This window comes from Devosia aurantiaca (assembly GCF_011058215.1).
GTDB lineage: Bacteria > Pseudomonadota > Alphaproteobacteria > Rhizobiales > Devosiaceae > Devosia > Devosia aurantiaca.
In genome coordinates, this window is the sequence record NZ_JAALFG010000003.1 from 358,016 (window position 1) to 375,428 (window position 17,413).

Below are 17,413 nucleotides of genomic sequence, written 5' to 3' on the forward strand. Positions count from 1 at the left end.
TGCAGCGATGCAAATGGACCAGGTCATATCCGCGCTTCGCGAACATCAGGATGAAATGGTGGCCATCCGCCACGACATTCATATGCATCCCGAGACCTGCTACGAGGAACACCGTACCTCGCAGCTGGTGGTCGATAAGCTGACCGAATGGGGCATCGAGTACGAGCGTGGCATTGCCGGCACCGGCGTCGTCGCGGTGCTGCGCGGCAATAAGCCGGGCAATCGCGCCATCGGCCTTCGTGCCGACATGGACGCACTCAACATGATTGAAACCAATCAATTTGCCCACAAGTCGACCATACCCAACAAGATGCATGGATGCGGCCACGACGGGCACACGACCATGCTGCTGGGGGCCGCGCGCTATCTCAAGAACAATCCCGATTTTGCCGGCACGGTGCACTGCATCTTCCAGCCGGCGGAAGAGGGCGGGGCCGGTGGGCTCAAGATGATCGAGGAAGGTCTTTTCAGCCGCTTCCCCTGCGACGCGGTCTATTCCTCCACAACAAGCCCGGCATTCCCGTCGGCCAGTTCGTGACCCGCAACGGCCCGCAGCTCGCCTGCGCGGACCATTGGACCGTGACCTTCAAGGGCACCGGCGGCCACGGTGGCGCACCTGAAAAATCCACCGACACGACAATGCCGGTAGCCCAGTTCATCCTGGGTATCCAGTCGATCGTTTCGCGCAACATGTCCGCCCAGGATTCGGCCGTCGTCAGCATCGGCACGGTCAATGGCGGCATGAGCTTCAACGTCATGCCGAGCGAAATCATCGTCACCGGCACCACGCGCTGCCATCGCCCGGAAATCCGCGATCTCATCGAAAAACGCCTGACCGAAATCGCCGAGGGTGCCGCAGCGATGAGCCATTGCAGCGCCGTTGTCGACTATGTCCGGGGCTATCCGCCGCTGATCAACACCCGCATCGAGACCGATAAGGCCATCGCCGCTGCCTCGGCACTGGTGGGCGCCAGCAATGTCGATGGCGACAATCCGCCGATCAACGCTGCCGACGACTTCGCGTACATGCTGCGCGAACGCCCAGGTTGTAATGTCATGATGGGCAATGGCGACGGGCCGCAGTGGAAGAACAACCACATGCCCGACTACGACTTCAACGACGAAGCCATTCCCTATGGCTCGGCCTATTGGGTGTCGATCGTCAACCAGGAACTCAACGAAGCCGCCTGACGGCAGCTCTCCATACAAAAAAGGGGCGGCCCGCGAGCCGCCCCGTGTTTCTTTGCGGTGGCTTAGTGGCCCCCGCTTCCTGGCGCAGCGACCACCCAAAGAAGGTGCGGTGCACAAAATTGACGCCCTCGTATAGCACCACGCTAATCAGCGCCAGCATGACGACGCAGGCCATGGCCGTTGGAATGGCGAACTGAGCGGTCGATGAGGTGACTAGAAATCCGAGGCCCTTATTCGCGTTGACGAACTCGGCCACGACAGCACCCACCACGGCCACCGTCACGCCAATGCGCAGCCCGCCGAAAATAAGGGCAATGGCGTGGGGCAGGCGGACGGTGAGGATTTCCGTCAGCGGCGATGCACCCGCCACGCGCGCGAGATCCAGCATCTCATCGGGCGTATCGAGAATACCGCTTGCCGTCGCCACCATGATCGGGAAAAAGGCGATGAGCGTGACGATGATCAGGCGTGCCACCATGTCGGTGCCGAAAATCACGACGAGGATCGGCGCGATGGCGACGATCGGAATGGCGTTGAGGAAAACGATCAGGGGGTAGATCGCTTCCGACGTGATGCGATTGACCGAGACCAGTACGCCGAGCGGAATGCCGATGGCGCAGGATAGGGCAAAGCCGATCAAAATCGTTATCAGCGTTTCGCCGGTATTGGTGAAGAGGGCAGGGCCCAACCGCATGCCGCCATTGAAGATGTCGATGGGCGACGGCATCAGATAGACGGGAACACGCAAACCCCAGCTCAGGATTTGCCAAAGCGCCACGAATAGCACGAAGGTGATCAGCGGCAGGAAAATACGGCGTTGCGTGGTGGTCATGATGCTGAAATCCGGTGGGCGCGAGGCCCGAAAATGTCGTCGCGGATGCGCTTGGAGTAATCGATGAAGGCCGGCAGTGCTGCGCTTTCGTGACTGCGCGGCTTGGGGATGTCGATCTCGATCAGGTCCTGCATGCGGCCTGGGCGCGCCGACATCACGGCGACCCGGTCTGACAACAGCACGGCCTCGTTGATCGAGTGGGTCACCAGCAAAATGGTCTTCCGCGTGCGGGCATGAATGTCGAGGAGGTCGAGCTGCAGGTCTTCCCGGGTCAGTGCGTCCAGGGCGCCAAACGGCTCGTCCATCAGAAGGATTTTGGGATCTAGGATCAGGCTGCGCGCGATCGCGGCGCGCTGCTGCATGCCGCCCGACAATTCATGCGGCATGCGCTCTGCCATGTCGGCAAGGCCCACCATTTCGAGCAGCTCAAGAGCGCGTGCCTTGTCCTGCGCGTCGGCGCGTCCGTTAAGCACGCGAACCGGATAGAGCACGTTCTTGAGGATGGTGAGCCAGGGCAGGAGGGTCGCGCGCTGGAAGACGATCGCCACTTCCGAAAAGCCGCGCCGGTTTTTGTCGCCCCCGATCCAGACGTCCCCGGTGGTCGGTTTTTGTAACCCCGCCAGCATGCGCAGCACCGTTGACTTGCCGCAACCGGACGGCCCGACCAGGAGACGATTTCTTCGCGATCGATTTTGAGGCTGAAATCCTCCACGGCAACGACGGGCTGGCCACTGCGCGTGGGAAACGTGACACCCACATGATTGAGTTCAATCAGCGTGGATGGCCGGATCTCCTGAGCCGGGGAGAGGGAGAAGCTAGTGCTGGTTCGGATACAGCGAGCATAGTCGGTGTGCTGCCTTTCTCAGTCTAGTTGCGGCAATCAAAATACCTATAAAGGCGGTATACCAAGTGTACGCCAACTATGCCAAGGCAAAAGTGCTTTTCATTCGTGCAAGTTTTGCGCCAAGCTAAAATTGTGCAGCCCACTTGAAGCGTCGCTCACGCCGGCATACCAGTGATGTACCGAAATTTGGCGGGGACAAATGCCCACTCTTTTAATTTCAGGGTCCAATCGCGGCATCGGCTTGGAACTTGCGCGCCAGTTCTCCCATGATGGCTGGACCGTCATCGGCACCGCGCGAAACCCAGAAGCTGCGGCAGAGCTTCAAGGCTTTCCCAACACAAGTGTTTTGCCGCTCGAAGCCACGTCTGCTGCATCGATCGCGGATCTGGTGAAGACGCTTAAAGGTCAGCCCATCGATGTCCTGATCGCCAATGCCGGCATCGCCATAAACCTCGAAGCCGAGCCGGCCGAGGTGACGCGTGCGGATTTCTTGACCGTTTTGCGCACCAACACCATCGGCCCCTTCGCTCTGGCGACAGCGCTAAAGCCCAACATCCTTGCCGGTGAGCGCAAGATTGCCCTCGCCATGTCGAGCCTTATGAGCTCGATCACCGCCAATGACTGGGCAACCCAATATACCTATCGCGCGTCGAAAACGGCGCTAAACGCCTCCTGGCGCGCTTTAGCCCAGGAATGGCGGCCGGAGGGAATTACCTGCGGCCTGATCCGCCCCGGCATGGTGGCAACGGAAATGACCCAATATCGAGGCATCGCCGTCGAAACCAGCGTGGCTGGCCTCAAGTCCGTCGTCGAGCGCATGACCCTGGCCGATGCCGGCCGGATCATCGGCTATGACGGCACCGACGTGCCTTGGTGACCCGGAGTTCGATCATGCCTTCAGTTTTCATCACCGGCGCCAACCGCGGCATAGGCCTGGAATTTGCCCGCCAATATTCCAATGCCGGCTGGCAGGTCGTGCTCGCCAACCGCACGCCCATGGCGCCCAAGGATTTCGCGTCTCTGGGCATGGACGTTACCGAATTTCATTACGATGCCATGGACGATGCCACGGCCGCCGACATTGCCAAGCGCTTGAAAGGGCGGCCCATCGATGTCGCGATCCTTAACGCTGGTATTGACGATCAGCCAGACCTGCCGCCTGAACTGGTGACCGCGGAGATTTGGGAGAGGGCAATGCTGACCAATACATTTGCGCCGTTGCATCTGGCAGCGCTGCTCGAGCCCAATCTGCGCATCGGACAGCACAAGGTTCTGGCAGCCGTTTCGAGCCTTGCTGCGTCGAGCACCTATACCGTGCCCAGACAGTTCGCCTACCGCGCTTCCAAGGCTTCGCTCAATCAGATGTGGCGCAACCTTTCGGTCGACTGGAAGGACTGGGGCGCCATTTGCCTGACGCTCCGCCCGGGCAGGGTCAAAACCCGCATGACCGGCTTTGAGGGTGATCTCACGCCATCAGAGTCCGTCTCCGGCCTGCGTCGCGTCATCGAAACCGCAACGCCTGCAGAGAGCGGCAAGCTCTGGGGCTATGACGGCCAAGTTGTGCCCTGGTAAACCCAGGCGTCAGCGCCCCGGCCCAGCGGTGGGGGCGCCAGCACCTACTTCGATCGGATTGCTCCTAGTCAGGGCGTTCAGCCAAGGCCTCGACCACGGTCGGTTCTGCCTTGAAGTCTGGCGGAATCTCGAAGTCCTGACGCGCAAGCCCGCGGGACGCCTCGGGTCCGCGGGGAAGGCCGCTGCGGTCCGAATAGTCGCGGTCGCTGCCCGGTTTTCGGCGATGCGCCGCCTGGACATCGGCCAGGGCGACAAAGTCGAGCAGGGTCACGCCCACGACCAGGGCCGTGGCAATTGCGGCATTGGCGCGCTTGGGGTTGCCGCGGTGGAGGGCGGTGGCAAGGGTAGCAAGGTCGAGCGCATCGCCAGCCAGTCGGGATGCAAGACCCACGGATTTATCCACCGAAAGCGTCGGAACCGCGCTGGCCAATTCCCGCGCCCCATAGGCACGCAATAGCCCCTCCTTGCCGTTCAACCCGAGCGTGCGGGCCAAGGCTCCGGGCGCAACCAGTTCGGTTATGCCCAAGCCGATGGAAAACCAGCCGAGCGCTCGGGCAAGCTTGTCCGGTCCGGTCAGTGAGCTGGGCCCGGAATGCTGGATCTTTGGATCCCCTTTCGACCGGGCAAACTGTGTTGCATTGGCGATTGGCATCATGACACCTGATTTGCTGAGGGGTTAGGGTTGAAGCATGACCTTGATGCAGCCATCCGCCTTGTCGCGGAACGTGCGGTACATTTCGGGGCCTTGCGACAAGTCCACCTTGTGGGTGATGACAAAGGACGGGTCGATCTGGCCGTCTTCGATCCGCCGCAGCAGGTCCTCCGTCCAGCGCGGCACATGGGCCTGCGCCATGCGGAAAGTCAGTCCCTTGTTCATGGCCTGGCCCATCGGAATCTTGTCCGCGAGGCCGAGATAAACGCCGATGATCGAGATCACACCCGCTGGCCGGCAGGCATAGATCATTTCGCGCAGTACATGCGGACGGTCGTTTTCGGCCTTGAGCATCTGCTTGGCGCGATCAAGCACGGTGTCGGGCTGTTCCATGGCCACATGGCTTTCCGTGCCCACCGCATCAATGCATTTGTGCGGACCTTGCCCGTCGGTCAACTCGTTGAGCCGGTCGATGACGCTTTCCTGTTCGAAATTGATGGTAATTGCGCCCGCCGCCGCTGCCATGGACAGACGCTCCGGCAGGCAGTCGATGGCAATCACCTGTTCGGCGCCTAGCAGAATTGCGGAGCGTATGGTCATCTGGCCGACCGGGCCGCATCCCCAGACCGCCACTGTGTCTCCCGGCTGGATATCGGCCTGAACCGCGGCCTGCCACCCGGTGGGCAAGATGTCGGAGAGGAAAAGCAGTTTTTCGTCGTCTATGCCTTCTGGCACCTTGACGTGGGTGGTGTCGGCAAAAAGGGACGCGCAAATACTCGGCCTGACCGCCTGGATAGCCGCCGGTGAGATGGGTATAGCCGAACAAGCCTGCCGTTCGATGGCCGAAGACCTTATCGCCCAGGTCTCCTTTTCGGTTGCTGCGCTGGCAGACGGAGTAATTGCCCTTGCGGCACTGCTCGCATTCGCCACAGACGATGGTGAAGGGAATGACGACGCGGTCGCCTTTCTTGAGCGTGCTTTTGGCGTCACTCCCCACCTCGACCACCTCGCCCATGGCTTCGTGGCCCAAGACGTCTCCGGGCAACATGGCCGGGATCAGGTTGTGGAAGAGATGCAAGTCGGAACCACAGATGGCGCAGCTTGTGACCTTGATGATGGCGTCGCGTGGATGCTCGATCTCCGGATCAGAAACCGTGTCGTAGCGGACGTCCTCTTTCGCGTGCCAGACTAGTGCTTTCATGTTGCTCTCCTGCGTTCGCACGAGAGCTAATATTCAGCGCCGCCAGGTCGAACTAAACACGTGTGATGCCTTAGGAACCATACGCATATCGCGTCATTGCAGCCGTGCCTGAAACCAGGCTGGAAGCGGCATGATGCGGATCGACCTGCCTTTGGTCCCTCAAGAGATCAGCCAGCCAATTGGCCGGTCCCTGTCGCTGGAAGCGGCCTTTTCCTCGATACCGGACTTCGTCTACGCATTCGACAGGGAGGGTCGCTTCGCCTACGCCAATAGTAGCATGTTAGCCCTCTTTGGTCTTACGGCCGAAGCCATGCTGGGCAAGACTTTCGCCGGGCTCGGATATCCATCGGACCTTGCCGATCGGCTTAACGGCCACATTCGGCATGTGCTTGCCACGGGAGAGGCGATAGACGACGAGGTCTTCTACCGCAGCCCGACCGGCTACGCCGCCCAGTTCGCGTTTCGTTGGGGTCCTGCTCGCAATGCCGACGGGTCGATCGAGCTCGTCGTGGGAGTTTCACGCGACACCAGCGAACGACACCGGGTCGAAGCCGAGCTCAAGCGCAGCGAGCGCGGCGCGGCTGCGTGCCGCGACCGAACTGGTCGGGGTGGGCATCTATTCCTGGAATCCGCAAACCGGCGAGCTCTCCTGGGATGATCGCCTGCGCGCCAAGTGGGGTCTGCATGGAGCAGCGGATGTGGACATGGATGTCTTTCAGTCCGCGATCCACCCTGATGATCGTCCACGCGTCAACCAAGCCATCACAGATTGTACCGATCCTGACGGGACTGGGCTTTACAGCGTCGAATACCGCGTGATCGGTCGCGATGATGGGGTCATTCGGCACATCGCGACCAAGGGCCAGACCACCTTTGCCGATGGCCGAGCCATCGGTTTCATCGGGGCGGCGATCGACGTTAGCCGCCAGCGGCAAAACGAGCAGGCGGTACGCTCGAGCGAAGCACTGTTTCGCAGTTTCGCCGACCATAGCAGCAATCTGATCTGGATCGGCGATCCGTCTGAGGACAGCATTGTTTATCGCAGTGCGGCATACGAGGCCATCTGCGGCCAGTCCTGTGACGATGGCGCAGACTCGCTGGCCGACTGGATAAAGGATGTCCATGAGGACGACCGCGATCAGGTAAAGCGCGCGCTTGATGCGGTGGCGCAAGGCGAGGTCACCAAGTTCGATTATCGCCTCGTGCATCCAAGGATGGCGCGGTGCGGCAATTGCACGACACGAGCTTTCCGATCCTTGACGAGAACGGCGCCGTTTATCGCATTGCCGGCATCACCGAGGATCTGACACCTGACATTTCAACGCAGGTCTACCTTATCTGCGGCCGTAGCGCCGACGCCCGACGGCTCGCCAACGCTTTAAGGTCTGAGGGCTTCACGGTTCGCGTCTTTCAGACTGCCGAGGCCTTTCTAAATCTCGCGCCCGTTCTTGTTTCAGGCTGTGTTCTGGTCGATCTGCAAACACGAAAGAGCGACGGCCTCCAGATCCCTCGCGAACTCAAATCACGGGCGATCGATCTGCCGACGATCTTGCTTGATCGGGCAGGGGTGGGCGTCGAGGCGGCGGTGACGGCGATGAAAGCAGGGGCATCCGATTATCTTGTCGATGTCGGCGACCCGGGCTTCGAGACCACTATTGCCTCCGCTATCCGACAATGCTCCGTCGTCGCGCGTCCCGCGACAGCCAAGGAAAGCGCCTTGGGACGAGTAGGCAGGTTGACCGCGCGGGAGCATGATGTCCCGGTCGGCCTGGTCGAGGGCGGCACCAACAAGTCCATTGCCCAAAAGCTTGGCATCAGCCCTCGCACTGTCGAACTGCACCGCGCCCAGCTGATGCATCGCCTCGACGCAAGCACTCTGACCGAACTTTTGCAGATCGCTCTGGCCTCAGGACTTGCGCCTTCGCAGTCCTCGCAAAGGTTATAATCCGTCTGAGTCCTATGATGCGCCGTGCCGCCCTCCACTTTCTGGAACAGATGGAGGGCGACCAGAAGGTTCACGTCAGATCATGAAGCCCGATTATTGGGACGCCAGTGTCGCGCCCCATAGGTAGACGCGCTCGTCACGACGCGCTTCCCAGTTGATGCGGTTGGAGACGCCATAGAAGTCGGGCTGGAAGTAGAGCATCAGCCAAGGCGGGTCGTTGTAGAAGACCTCGAGCATGCGGTCGATGATCGGCCTTTGCTCCTCGGGCGTCGTCGTTTCGGCGATTTCGGCCCAACCATCGAACCATTCAGGGTTGGCCCAGCTGGTGTAGTTGGTGCCAGCTTCAACCGTCGACAGGTCGGTCATGTCATTGAGCGGACTGGAAAGATTGCCGCCAGTTCCCAGAAAGAAAAGCGGCCCGGCATTCTTTTCCCGGATCAGCGGCACATAGACCGAGGCAAACTCCATCAGCTCCACAGTGGTGCTGACGCCGATATCGTTAAGATACTGCCCGATGGCTTGGATCACGGCCGCATCGTTGAGATAGCGGCCGCGCGGCCCCTGAAGGTTGATTTCGAAGCGGACCCCATCTTCGCCTCGTGGGTAGCCTGCGGCATCCAAAAGCTCTTCAGCCATATCGGGATCGAAAGGGTAGGGCTCAAGGCTCTGATTGTCGTTGGGCGGATTGACCAGTCCATCGGCCCGCACGCAGTCGAAGTTGAGGAGCTGCGAACAAATGGCCGGTACGTCGATGGCATATTGCAGCGCCTTGCGCACATCCGTCTTCTGGATGGCTGCGCCACCCTCACTTGCCTCGGCGAAATCTTCTCGCAGGTTGAAGCCAACATAGATGCGGCGCGTGCCCTCCACCTTTTGCACGACGGCGTTGCCGGAGCTGTCGACGGCGTCGATCTGGTCGGGCCCGACATTGGTGATGATATCGACATTGCCGGCAATCAATTCGGCCGTTCGCGTCGACGCTTCCGGAATGATGCGGAAGACCAGGTTGTCGAATGCTGCGTCGCCGCGAAACTTTTCCAACACGATCTGCGAGCCGCGATCCCAGGTGACGAGCCGATAGTCGCCGGATGCGACAGGCGCAACCACGGCCTCCTCGATGCTCAGCGCCTCATAGCTGTCTTTGCAGTGGATCAAGACGTCGGCAAGAAGGCTGAAGGCGATGGGATTCTTGCGGCCAATCGAAATCTTGGCTTCGAGCTCGCTCACCGCTTCGGCAGACTGAAAGTCCACGGAGGAGAAGATGTAGCCCGGAGTGCTGCCGGTGAACTTGTTCGCAGGATCGGCCGCCCGATTGAAGGAATAGGCGACATCTTCCGCCGTCAGCGGCTCTCCGTCTTCGCAGGTCAGGCCTTCAGCCAGCGTGTATGTGTAATCGAGCCCGTCGTCGGAGACGACATAGGACACGGCAAGGTCGGGAACAGTGTCACCGTCCGGCAGCCCTTCATACAGGGTGCGAAACATGTGGCGTGCGATATTGGAATTGTCGCGCGAGGAAATCTGGGCCGGATCGAAGGTGCTGGCGTCGGCCGAAAAACCCACCACCAGAGTATCGTCGGGCGGGGCGGCGTAAACACCGGCCGAGGGCAGCAGCGCCACCACCAGGCTTGAGAGGAGCAGCGTCTTTATCGTCGTCATCGGAGTTCCTTTGCTGAAAACTATTCGATTGCCGATTGAGACCTCACGCTTTGCATCTGCTGCGAGATCGTCATGTTTGCTCAACCACGATGCGGAAGTCGCATCTTGTCAGGCGGCCACTGCGAGACGTCGGGAGATAGGCTTGCCGCCGAGATAGACGTCGAGATTTTCGCGCTTGCGCAGAATGGAAATGTGCCGGAGGGGATCGCCCTTCACCAAGAGCAGATCGGCAAGTTTGCCGGGCAACAGGCGCCCGCTCTCGATCTGCATCAGGTCGGCGCCGACGGCCGTCGCGCAGTGAATGGCTTCGAGCGGCGAGTAGCCGCCTTGCACCAGCAATTCCAGTTCGCGGCCATTGCCGGCTCCATGCGGCATGAAGAAGCCGGCATCCGACCCAGCCGCGACTTTGACGCCCATGCGCTTGGCGCGCGTCAGGCGCTCCCACTTTGCCTCCTCGGAGGCTTGCGCCCAGCGCAGCGTTTTTGCGGGGGCATCGGGCTGCTCGAAGATGTAGGTCGATGAAGCCTCGTTGACGGCGAGGGTCGGTACCAGAAAGGTGCCGCGTTCGACCATTAGTTCAAGCGTTGCATCATCGATCCAGTGGGCGTGTTCAACCGTGTCGCAGCCGGCTGCGATGGCGGCGGAGAGCGGTGGCCCGCCCGAAGTGTGCGCGCCAACCATCAAGCCTTGCTCATGCGCCTCATCGCAGGCGGCTGTGATTTCATCCACGGTCATCTCGAAGCGGTAGAAGCGCTCGTCCCGGCGTGAGCCGACGCAAGGATTGATCTTGATGAAGTCGGCGCCACGTTTCGCCTGCGCGCGCACGCCTTTGCGAAATCCGTCCGGGCCGTCACATGCCGCGCTCATGTCTCGAAACGTGGCAAAGTCGGCAAAGCCGGGCTGATCCATGTGACCGCCGGTGACGGTCAGCCCCAGTCCCGGCGCCTTAATGCGAGGGCCTTCCAGGTAGCCGCGATTGATCGCATCGCGCAGATCAATGATCACGCCGCCTGGCGCATGCATGTCGCGGAGCGCGGTATAGCCATATTCCAGCGACTCGCGGGCATAGCGTGCTGCGCGCAAGGCCATGGCCGGGTAGTGGATCGTGGCGCTCTCGGCCCGGAACGCATCAGGGTCGACATCGCCGCTATAGGCCAAGTGGACATGCACATCGATCAGGCCCGGCATGATCGTTGAGCCGGGCGGCGCGTCGATGATTTCGGCACCGTCCGGCGTGCCGATATCCGCCGCTCGTCCAACTGCCACGATGCGATCGTTCTCGATAAGAATGGCGGCACCATGCAATGGCGCCGCGCCGGTGCCATCGATCAACTGGTCTGCGCGAATGAGTTTCATGCGGCAAGCTCCGCCGGGATGGATGAAAGAAGGGCGCCACCTTCGGCGACCCTGACGCCGTCCTTGAAGACGGTGAGCTTTTGCACATCGCCCAGGGTACCGATGTCCGCGAGCGGATCACCGGCGACCACCAGCATGTCCGCATGTCTGCCGGGCGCCAGCAGGCCCGCATTGATGCCCATGATCTCGGCGTTGACGGCAGTCGCCGCGACAATCGCCTCCATGGGTGAAAAGCCGCCTTGAACGAGCAGGGCCAGCTCGCGCCAATGCATTGTGCCATGCGGGACCATGAAGCCGGCATCGGTACCCGCGCCGATTTTGATACCTGCCTTACGGGCCTTCTCGAGCGACACCCATTTAGCCTTGCGGGAAGCATAGGCCCACTCGGACAGAACCTGTCCGGGCGCCAGCGCCACTTCGAAGTTACGTTCGTTGACGAGGAGGGTGGGGACGAGGAAGGTGCCCCGCTCGACCATGAGGTCAATGCAGTCATCATCGATCCAATGCGCGTGCTCGACGCAATCGACGCCATTGGCCACGGTGGCGGTCAGTGGCGGGCCGCCTGATGTGTGGGCAGCAACAAGCAGTCCTTGGGCATGTGCCTCATCGCAGGCGGCGCGGATTTCCTCGGGATTCATTTCGGGGCGCCAGTAGATACCGGGCTTCTTGCGCGAGCCCACGCAGGTGTTGAGCTTAATGAAATCGGCGCCGCGCTTTGCTTCTAGCCTGACACCGCGTCGAAAAGCGTCCGGGCCGTCGCAAGCATGGGCCGAATTGTCCAGAGTCACGTGCTCGGCATAGACGGGAAGGTCCATGTGACCGCCGCTGACCGTTAGGCCACGCCCAGGTGCTGTAAGGCGCGGGCCAACCACGTCGCCCCGGGCAATGGCATTGCGCAGATCGATGATGGCGCCGCCCGGCGAATGCATGTCGCGCAAGGCGGTGAAACCGTGGACGAGCGCATCTTGCGCGTGGGAGACCGCCCGCAACGCCATCGCGGGATATGAGATGTCCATGCGGTCGGCCCGCAGGCATTTTGGGTCGGCGCTTCCCGAATAGGCGAGGTGAACATGGGAGTCGATCAGCCCGGGCATCAGCGTTGATCCCGGTGGCATGGCGATGCGGGTCGCACCTTCGGGCAGGCCGAAATCGGCTTGACGGCCCACGGCCACGACCTTGCCGTCTTCCACAAGAACTGCGCTCCTTTGCAAGGCTGGTGATCCCGTGCCGTCGATCACCACATCGGCTTCAAAGATCAATCTCACGGCGAACTTCCTTGTTTCAGGCACCCCGGCCCGCAGCGATGCGATCGGCTGTACGCAATGCGAGGGCTTGGGCGGTGGCGGTCGGGTTGATGGCGGCAGACGTCACAAACGTGCTGGCATCGGCGATAAAAGGTTGGGCACGTCGTGGCACTGCCCATAGGCATCGACGACGGAGCGTTCCGGATCGTCGCCCATGCGCGCAGTCCCCATGAGGTGGAAGCCTGCTTCGCTGCGCAACGGCGTGTGGACGGTGCGAACCGCGCCGGCCGCGCGCAACACGTCGTCGGCGCGTGCCATTCCGAAGTCGAGAATGTTCCGGCTGTTTTGGGAGAGCTTGTAGATCATCTTCGGCGCCGGCAGGCCGTCGCTGTCCGAGAGCTCGGTCGAGAGCGCGATGCGGTTGTCGGGCTCGGCCAGATCCTCGGCACAAACGGTAAAGCCACAACTATGGTCGAAGCGCTGCTCGAAAGCGGCCTGATGTCCGTCGCCCCATGGCAGCCGCGACCCGTAAACGGCGCCCTTGGCCAAAGCCAGGGGACCGGGCCCGCCGGTCAGTTGCAACTTTAGGCCTCGCTTGAAGGGATGTTCTGGGCGGGTGGCGGTAAACTCGAAGGACACAAGTCCCGCTTTTTCCCCGCTGACCCAAGCGCCCAGGGGCTCCTCGAAAATCCCGTCCACGCGCGCATAGGGGTGCAGCATCAAGTTGCGGCCGACGAGACCGGAGCTGTTGGCCAGGCCCTGAGGAAAACGGGCGGATTGCGACAGCAACAAGAGACGCGGCGTGCCCATGCCATTGGCGGCGATCATGAAGCGCTCGGCTACAACCCGGTAGGTGCCGGTTGCGCCTCGGCAGACCGCCGCCGTAATCAGCCCGGCTGCGTTGTGTTCAAGATATTGCACGCGCGCACCCGTGACCAAACGGGCGCCTGCAGCCACGGCGTCCTTGACGAAGGCGCGGTCGGCACCGGACCGGACTCGACTGGGACAGCCCACGTCGCACGGTCCAATATGGGTGCAATGCCCGTTTCGAGGCTCATCCCCGTCTCGCCCGACGACCAGATCGACCGGCCACCAATGCCAGCCGAAACGATCAAAAACCTCGGCGATGCGGCGGCCATGTGCGTCGATGGTCGGCAATGTCAGTGGTCGGGCTCTCGCAGGAACTGCGGAGGGATCACCGGGAACACGGGCGACCCCCAACGCTCGTCGAGCAGTTCATAATGGCGTTCCAGATCGGCATAGCTGATTGGCCAATCATCGCCGACGCCGTCGAGCGTTCTGGTTCGAAAATCCTCGGGCCGGAAACGCGGCACATGCGCAGACCAGAAAATGGAACTGCCACCTACGCCATTGCCGATCATCGGCTTGATTGGCGTCTCGCTATCATCGACCGGATAGTCATCCGGTGCGCGCCGGATATTGGGATTGGCGTGAAGGGCCGCGCTGCGGCGAAATTCCCAATCGGAACTGTCGCGGTCGGCGGCTTGGTAGTCGAACCAGTGACCGCGATCGAGTATGATCACGGAAATGCCTTGGCTGGCCAGGCGCCAGGCAGCAGCAGCGCCGGTAGGGCCGGCGCCGATGATGACCACATCTGCTGCCAGCTCAGCCATGACCTACAGTCCCGCCCTTTGGAGCTCAAACCATGACGTCGATGCCTGCACAAGACGATGAATCCTTGCGGTTCCTGGTTTCCCTGTTGATCCCCACCAGCCGGATTGATCGGCTTGAGGACTTGATGATTGCTGCCGAAAATCCGGAAGTGGCCGCGCTGCTGACGTCGCTAAAGGGTCTTGATCGGGACGCCGCCACAAAGCTCGTCGCCGATTTTGAACGAGAGCAGAGTGCTGCTTTCGCTGCGTTCTATGATGCAGTGCTCGTTGCGCATTATTCGTCCCAAGCCGCCCAAACCAATATTCGTGCCTTGGCTGATCGTGGCCCGCGTGAAGTGTCGGGGAAGTTCGACCCGGCGCTTTTGCGGCAAGTCGTTGCGACACAAGCCGGTAAGCGAAGACTGTAGAGTATCGTTTCCGAGCAAGTGAGCGTTGATCAGCTGGCGACATTTCACTTCCTCCCATGGCTTCTAAACGCTGAATTTTGATCCGCCATCGGCACTTACAGTTTGGACCACAGCGGCTTAGATCGCCAAAACCTTGTCATACAATATACATTGATGCAACCTTGTGCTGTTTTCGAAGCTGCTGAAATCTTCAGCAGGCGCGGATTGGTGAAGAGGACATGGCTCTCATGACGGAATTTTCTTTCGCCACACCCTATTTCGCGCCGCGCCGCCCAGTGCTGGCGCGAAACATGGTTGCGACGTCACAGCCCCTGGCTGCTCAGGCGGGGTTGGCAATTTTAGCTCGTGAGGGCAATGCGGTAGACGCTGCCATCGCCGCGGCTGCGGCACTCACCGTGGTGGAGCCGACGGGCAATGGATTGGGAAGCGACGCCTTCGCAATTGTCTGGGACGGCGATGCACTTCATGGTCTGAATGCTTCAGGACGATCGCCCGCCGCCTGGACGCCGCAACGCTTTGCCGGATTGTCGCAAATGCCGGGGATGGGCTGGGAAAGCGTCACTGTACCGGGCGCTGTTTCGGCCTGGGTCGATCTGTCCGATCGCTTCGGCTCTCTGCCTTTCGCAGATCTTTTGCAGGCGGCGATCGGCTACGCCGATAAAGGCTTTCCCGTCAGCCCAACCGTTGCGCGCGGTTGGCGCACCGGCGCGGCGCTTCTCGCCGAACAGCCAGGTTTCGCCGAGACGTTCATGCGCGATGGACGCACTCCAAATGTGGGCGAGATGTTTCAAAATCCTGCACTTGCAGCCTCGCTCCGGGCCATTGCCTCTTCCAAAGGAGAAGCCTTCTACCGAGGCGACTTGGCGGACCGTATCGTTGCCTTTGCACAGGCACATGGCGCGGCATTAAATGCCACGGACCTCGCCAGCCACACCAATGATTGGTGCGGAACCATTTCGATGGATTTTGGCGACGTCACCCTCCACGAAATTCCGCCAAACGGTCAAGGCATCGTCGCCTTGATGGCTCTGGGCATGCTCAAATACTTGCCGGTCGCCGATCATGAGGCCGATAGCGCCCACGCGTTTCACTTTCAGATCGAGGCCGTAAAATTGGCCATGACTGACGCGGAACGCTACGTTTCGGACGTATCGTCCATGACGGTACCGGTGCACGCCCTCTTGGATGAGACTTATCTCAAGCGACGCGCAGCGCTGATCGACCCCGGACGGGCGCAGGATTTCGGCGCCGGAGCGCCGACCACGGGGGCACGGTTTATCTCACGACCGCCGATGCTCAGGGGATGATGGTGTCCTTTATCCAATCGAACTACGGTGGCTTTGGATCAGGCATTGTCGTGCCCGGTACCGGCATCCACCTCCAAAACCGAGGTTCGGGCTTCACCCTTGAACCTGGACACCCCAACGAAGTCGGTCCCGGAAAACGCCCGTTTCACACCATCATTCCGGGCTTTCTGATGCAGAACGGCAAGCCGCTCATGAGCTTCGGCGTCATGGGTGGTCCTATGCAGGCACAGGGGCATGTGCAGATGGTCTTGCGAACGCAGCTCTATAAACAGAACCCGCAAGCCGCCAGCGACGCACCGCGCTGGCGCTTCATACGCGGCAAGGCGGTCGCTCTCGAATGGGGCGTCAGCCCAGAAACGGTCATCGGCCTGCAAGATCTGGGACACGAGGTGACCCGGGAAAGCCCGGACACCAGCTTCGCCTTCGGCGGCGCCCAACTGATCCACCGCTACGGCGACGGGTATATCGGCGGCTCCGCCCATCGCAAGGATGGCATGGCGGTGGGATTCTAGCCCTTTGTGTCGCCGAACTAGCGGCTAAGCGGGTACGAAACGAAAGCCAATCTTTGACTGTCTGAGCCACTGCAATGGCTCGCACATTGTCCGGCGGTGTGAGCCCACCTTGATAATTCCGTGACATCACGTAGGTGCCACCAACCTTTCCTGCTAGCCTGACTGAATCATCAAACTGAACCTGAAACGACGAACCGCGGGAGATCGGAACATGAGTAACGTGCTTAAGGGGCAGGTCGCTGTGGTAACCGGTGCAAGCCGCGGGATAGGACGCACAATCGCCATCGAGCAGGCGCGCGCCGGTGCGAAGGTGGCGGTGCTGGCGCGCAGCGCAGAGGTCGAAGAGGTTGCGGCCGAAATCAAGGCCGCGGGCGGCGAGGCAATGGCCTATCGCGTCGATATCCTGGATGGTGCCTCCGTGGGTGGCGCATTTCAGGCCATCGAGCGCGATCTCGGGCCGGTCAGCCTTCTGACCAACAACGCAGCCTCTTTTTCGCGATTGGACCGATATGGGAAGTCGATCCAGACACCTGGTGGCGTGATATCGAGACAAACGTACGCGGCACATTCAACTGCTGCCGAGCGGTGTTGCCAGCGATGTTGCAGCGAGGCTCAGGCCGCATCATCAACCTGACGGGCGGCGGCACCGGCACGCCTTTTCCGCAGGGCTCTGGCTACGGCTCGAGCAAGGCTGCCGTGATGCGGTTTACAGAAAGCGTTTCGGGCACTCTGGACGGCACGGGCGTGCGGATCTTTGCCATGGATCCAGGTTTGGTACGGACCTCGATGACCGAATTTCAGCTCACTGACCCGGCCGGGCAGCAATATCTGAGTGGGATCGCCGACATGTTCAGCCGCGGTGTCAACGTGCCGCCCGAGCGCGCAGCAGAACTCAGCGTTGCGGTCGGTTCCGGCCGTTTCGACCGGATGGCAGGCCGCATGCTGTTTGCTGCACGTGGTGACATCGATCTTACCGACGCCCAGATCGAAGAATTCCTCACCAATGATCTCAGAACGCTTCGGCTCACTGGCACCCCTGAAGAGTGATCGCTCTATCGTG

General features: G+C 61.1%; 18 protein-coding genes and 2 pseudogenes. 11 read left to right on the forward strand and 9 right to left on the reverse strand.

The features are described 5' to 3' along the window. The first annotated feature begins 82 nt into the window (after nt 1-82). Nucleotides 83-1,191: pseudogene (locus G5575_RS21875) on the forward strand (M20 aminoacylase family protein). On the opposite strand, the gene G5575_RS15065 reads toward G5575_RS21875, so the two are convergent. Next, nucleotides 1,175-2,023 (reverse strand): ABC transporter permease, encoded by an 849-nt coding sequence (locus G5575_RS15065; protein WP_164535045.1) that lies wholly within the window; start codon nt 2,021-2,023, stop codon nt 1,175-1,177. The pseudogene G5575_RS21875 and the gene G5575_RS15065 sit on opposite strands and share 17 nt — an antisense overlap. Beyond that, nucleotides 2,020-2,649 carry an ABC transporter ATP-binding protein gene (locus G5575_RS15070; protein WP_235936040.1) on the reverse strand — a complete coding sequence of 210 codons (630 nt, stop codon included), beginning with the start codon at nt 2,647-2,649 and terminating at the stop codon, nt 2,020-2,022. Before G5575_RS15070 ends, G5575_RS15065 begins: the two co-directional genes overlap by 4 nt. Before the next feature lie 417 nt (nt 2,650-3,066). Between G5575_RS15070 and G5575_RS15075 the strand changes: the two genes are divergently transcribed. Together G5575_RS15075 and G5575_RS15080 are read left to right on the forward strand one after the other, a co-directional pair. Further along, on the forward strand, nt 3,067-3,744 hold the full coding sequence (locus G5575_RS15075; protein ID WP_164535046.1) for an SDR family oxidoreductase: 678 nt from the start codon (nt 3,067-3,069) through the stop codon (nt 3,742-3,744). 14 nt (nt 3,745-3,758) lie between these two features. After that, nucleotides 3,759-4,439 carry an SDR family NAD(P)-dependent oxidoreductase gene (locus tag G5575_RS15080; RefSeq protein ID WP_164535047.1) on the forward strand — a complete coding sequence of 227 codons (681 nt, stop codon included), beginning with the start codon at nt 3,759-3,761 and terminating at the stop codon, nt 4,437-4,439. Between the two features lie 64 nt (nt 4,440-4,503). On the opposite strand, the gene G5575_RS15085 is transcribed toward G5575_RS15080, so the two are convergent. After that, entirely contained in the window at nt 4,504-5,091 is a 588-nt protein-coding gene (locus tag G5575_RS15085) for a hypothetical protein (protein ID WP_235936041.1), read from the reverse strand. A gap of 24 nt (nt 5,092-5,115) precedes the next feature. Then, a pseudogene (locus G5575_RS15090) lies at nt 5,116-6,292 on the reverse strand (zinc-dependent alcohol dehydrogenase). A gap of 130 nt (nt 6,293-6,422) precedes the next feature. Between G5575_RS15090 and G5575_RS20665 the strand changes: the two are divergent. The 3 genes from G5575_RS20665 to G5575_RS15105 are packed head-to-tail and all read left to right on the forward strand — an operon-like array spanning nt 6,423 to nt 8,237. Beyond that, on the forward strand, nt 6,423-6,950 hold the full coding sequence (locus G5575_RS20665) for a PAS domain-containing protein (RefSeq protein ID WP_235936042.1): 528 nt from the start codon (nt 6,423-6,425) through the stop codon (nt 6,948-6,950). Beyond that, on the forward strand, nt 6,901-7,599 hold the full coding sequence (locus G5575_RS15100) for a PAS domain-containing protein (protein WP_328766263.1): 699 nt from the start codon (nt 6,901-6,903) through the stop codon (nt 7,597-7,599). Before G5575_RS20665 ends, G5575_RS15100 begins: the two co-directional genes overlap by 50 nt. Next, nucleotides 7,515-8,237, forward strand: a complete 723-nt coding sequence (locus tag G5575_RS15105; protein ID WP_164535051.1) for a response regulator transcription factor — start codon at nt 7,515-7,517, stop codon at nt 8,235-8,237. The genes G5575_RS15100 and G5575_RS15105 overlap by 85 nt, the downstream gene beginning before the upstream one ends. A gap of 93 nt (nt 8,238-8,330) precedes the next feature. On the opposite strand, the gene G5575_RS15110 is transcribed toward G5575_RS15105, so the two are convergent. The 5 genes from G5575_RS15110 to G5575_RS15130 form a co-directional block, all read right to left on the reverse strand. After that, complete coding sequence (locus G5575_RS15110) at nt 8,331-9,893, reverse strand: ABC transporter substrate-binding protein (protein WP_164535052.1); 1,563 nt, start codon at nt 9,891-9,893, stop codon at nt 8,331-8,333. Nucleotides 9,894-10,001: 108 nt separating this feature from the next. Next, a complete protein-coding gene (locus G5575_RS15115) occupies nt 10,002-11,249 on the reverse strand; it encodes an amidohydrolase family protein (protein ID WP_164535053.1) in 1,248 nt (415 codons plus the stop codon). Then, nucleotides 11,246-12,514, reverse strand: coding sequence for a metal-dependent hydrolase family protein (locus G5575_RS15120; RefSeq protein ID WP_164535054.1), 1,269 nt, complete (start codon nt 12,512-12,514; stop codon nt 11,246-11,248). Before G5575_RS15120 ends, G5575_RS15115 begins: the two co-directional genes overlap by 4 nt. 102 nt (nt 12,515-12,616) lie before the next feature. Then, entirely contained in the window at nt 12,617-13,651 is a 1,035-nt protein-coding gene (locus G5575_RS15125) for a GMC oxidoreductase (protein WP_164535055.1), read from the reverse strand. A gap of 2 nt (nt 13,652-13,653) precedes the next feature. Next, nucleotides 13,654-14,127, reverse strand: coding sequence for an FAD-dependent oxidoreductase (locus G5575_RS15130; RefSeq protein WP_164535056.1), 474 nt, complete (start codon nt 14,125-14,127; stop codon nt 13,654-13,656). Between the two features lie 32 nt (nt 14,128-14,159). Here G5575_RS15130 and G5575_RS15135 point away from each other — a divergent pair, with 32 nt between their 5' ends. The 5 genes from G5575_RS15135 (at nt 14,160) to G5575_RS21890 (ending at nt 17,400) form a co-directional block, all read left to right on the forward strand. After that, on the forward strand, nt 14,160-14,534 hold the full coding sequence (locus G5575_RS15135; protein ID WP_164535057.1) for a hypothetical protein: 375 nt from the start codon (nt 14,160-14,162) through the stop codon (nt 14,532-14,534). A gap of 227 nt (nt 14,535-14,761) precedes the next feature. After that, nucleotides 14,762-15,841 carry a gamma-glutamyltransferase family protein gene (locus G5575_RS15140; protein ID WP_328766267.1) on the forward strand — a complete coding sequence of 360 codons (1,080 nt, stop codon included), beginning with the start codon at nt 14,762-14,764 and terminating at the stop codon, nt 15,839-15,841. 2 nt (nt 15,842-15,843) lie between these two features. Continuing rightward, nucleotides 15,844-16,353 carry a gamma-glutamyltransferase gene (locus tag G5575_RS21880; RefSeq protein ID WP_328766269.1) on the forward strand — a complete coding sequence of 170 codons (510 nt, stop codon included), beginning with the start codon at nt 15,844-15,846 and terminating at the stop codon, nt 16,351-16,353. Between the two features lie 211 nt (nt 16,354-16,564). Further along, nucleotides 16,565-16,987, forward strand: a complete 423-nt coding sequence (locus tag G5575_RS21885; protein WP_164535058.1) for an SDR family NAD(P)-dependent oxidoreductase — start codon at nt 16,565-16,567, stop codon at nt 16,985-16,987. Further along, nucleotides 16,897-17,400 carry an SDR family oxidoreductase gene (locus G5575_RS21890; protein WP_328766318.1) on the forward strand — a complete coding sequence of 168 codons (504 nt, stop codon included), beginning with the start codon at nt 16,897-16,899 and terminating at the stop codon, nt 17,398-17,400. Before G5575_RS21885 ends, G5575_RS21890 begins: the two co-directional genes overlap by 91 nt. The last annotated feature ends 13 nt before the right edge of the window (nt 17,401-17,413 follow it).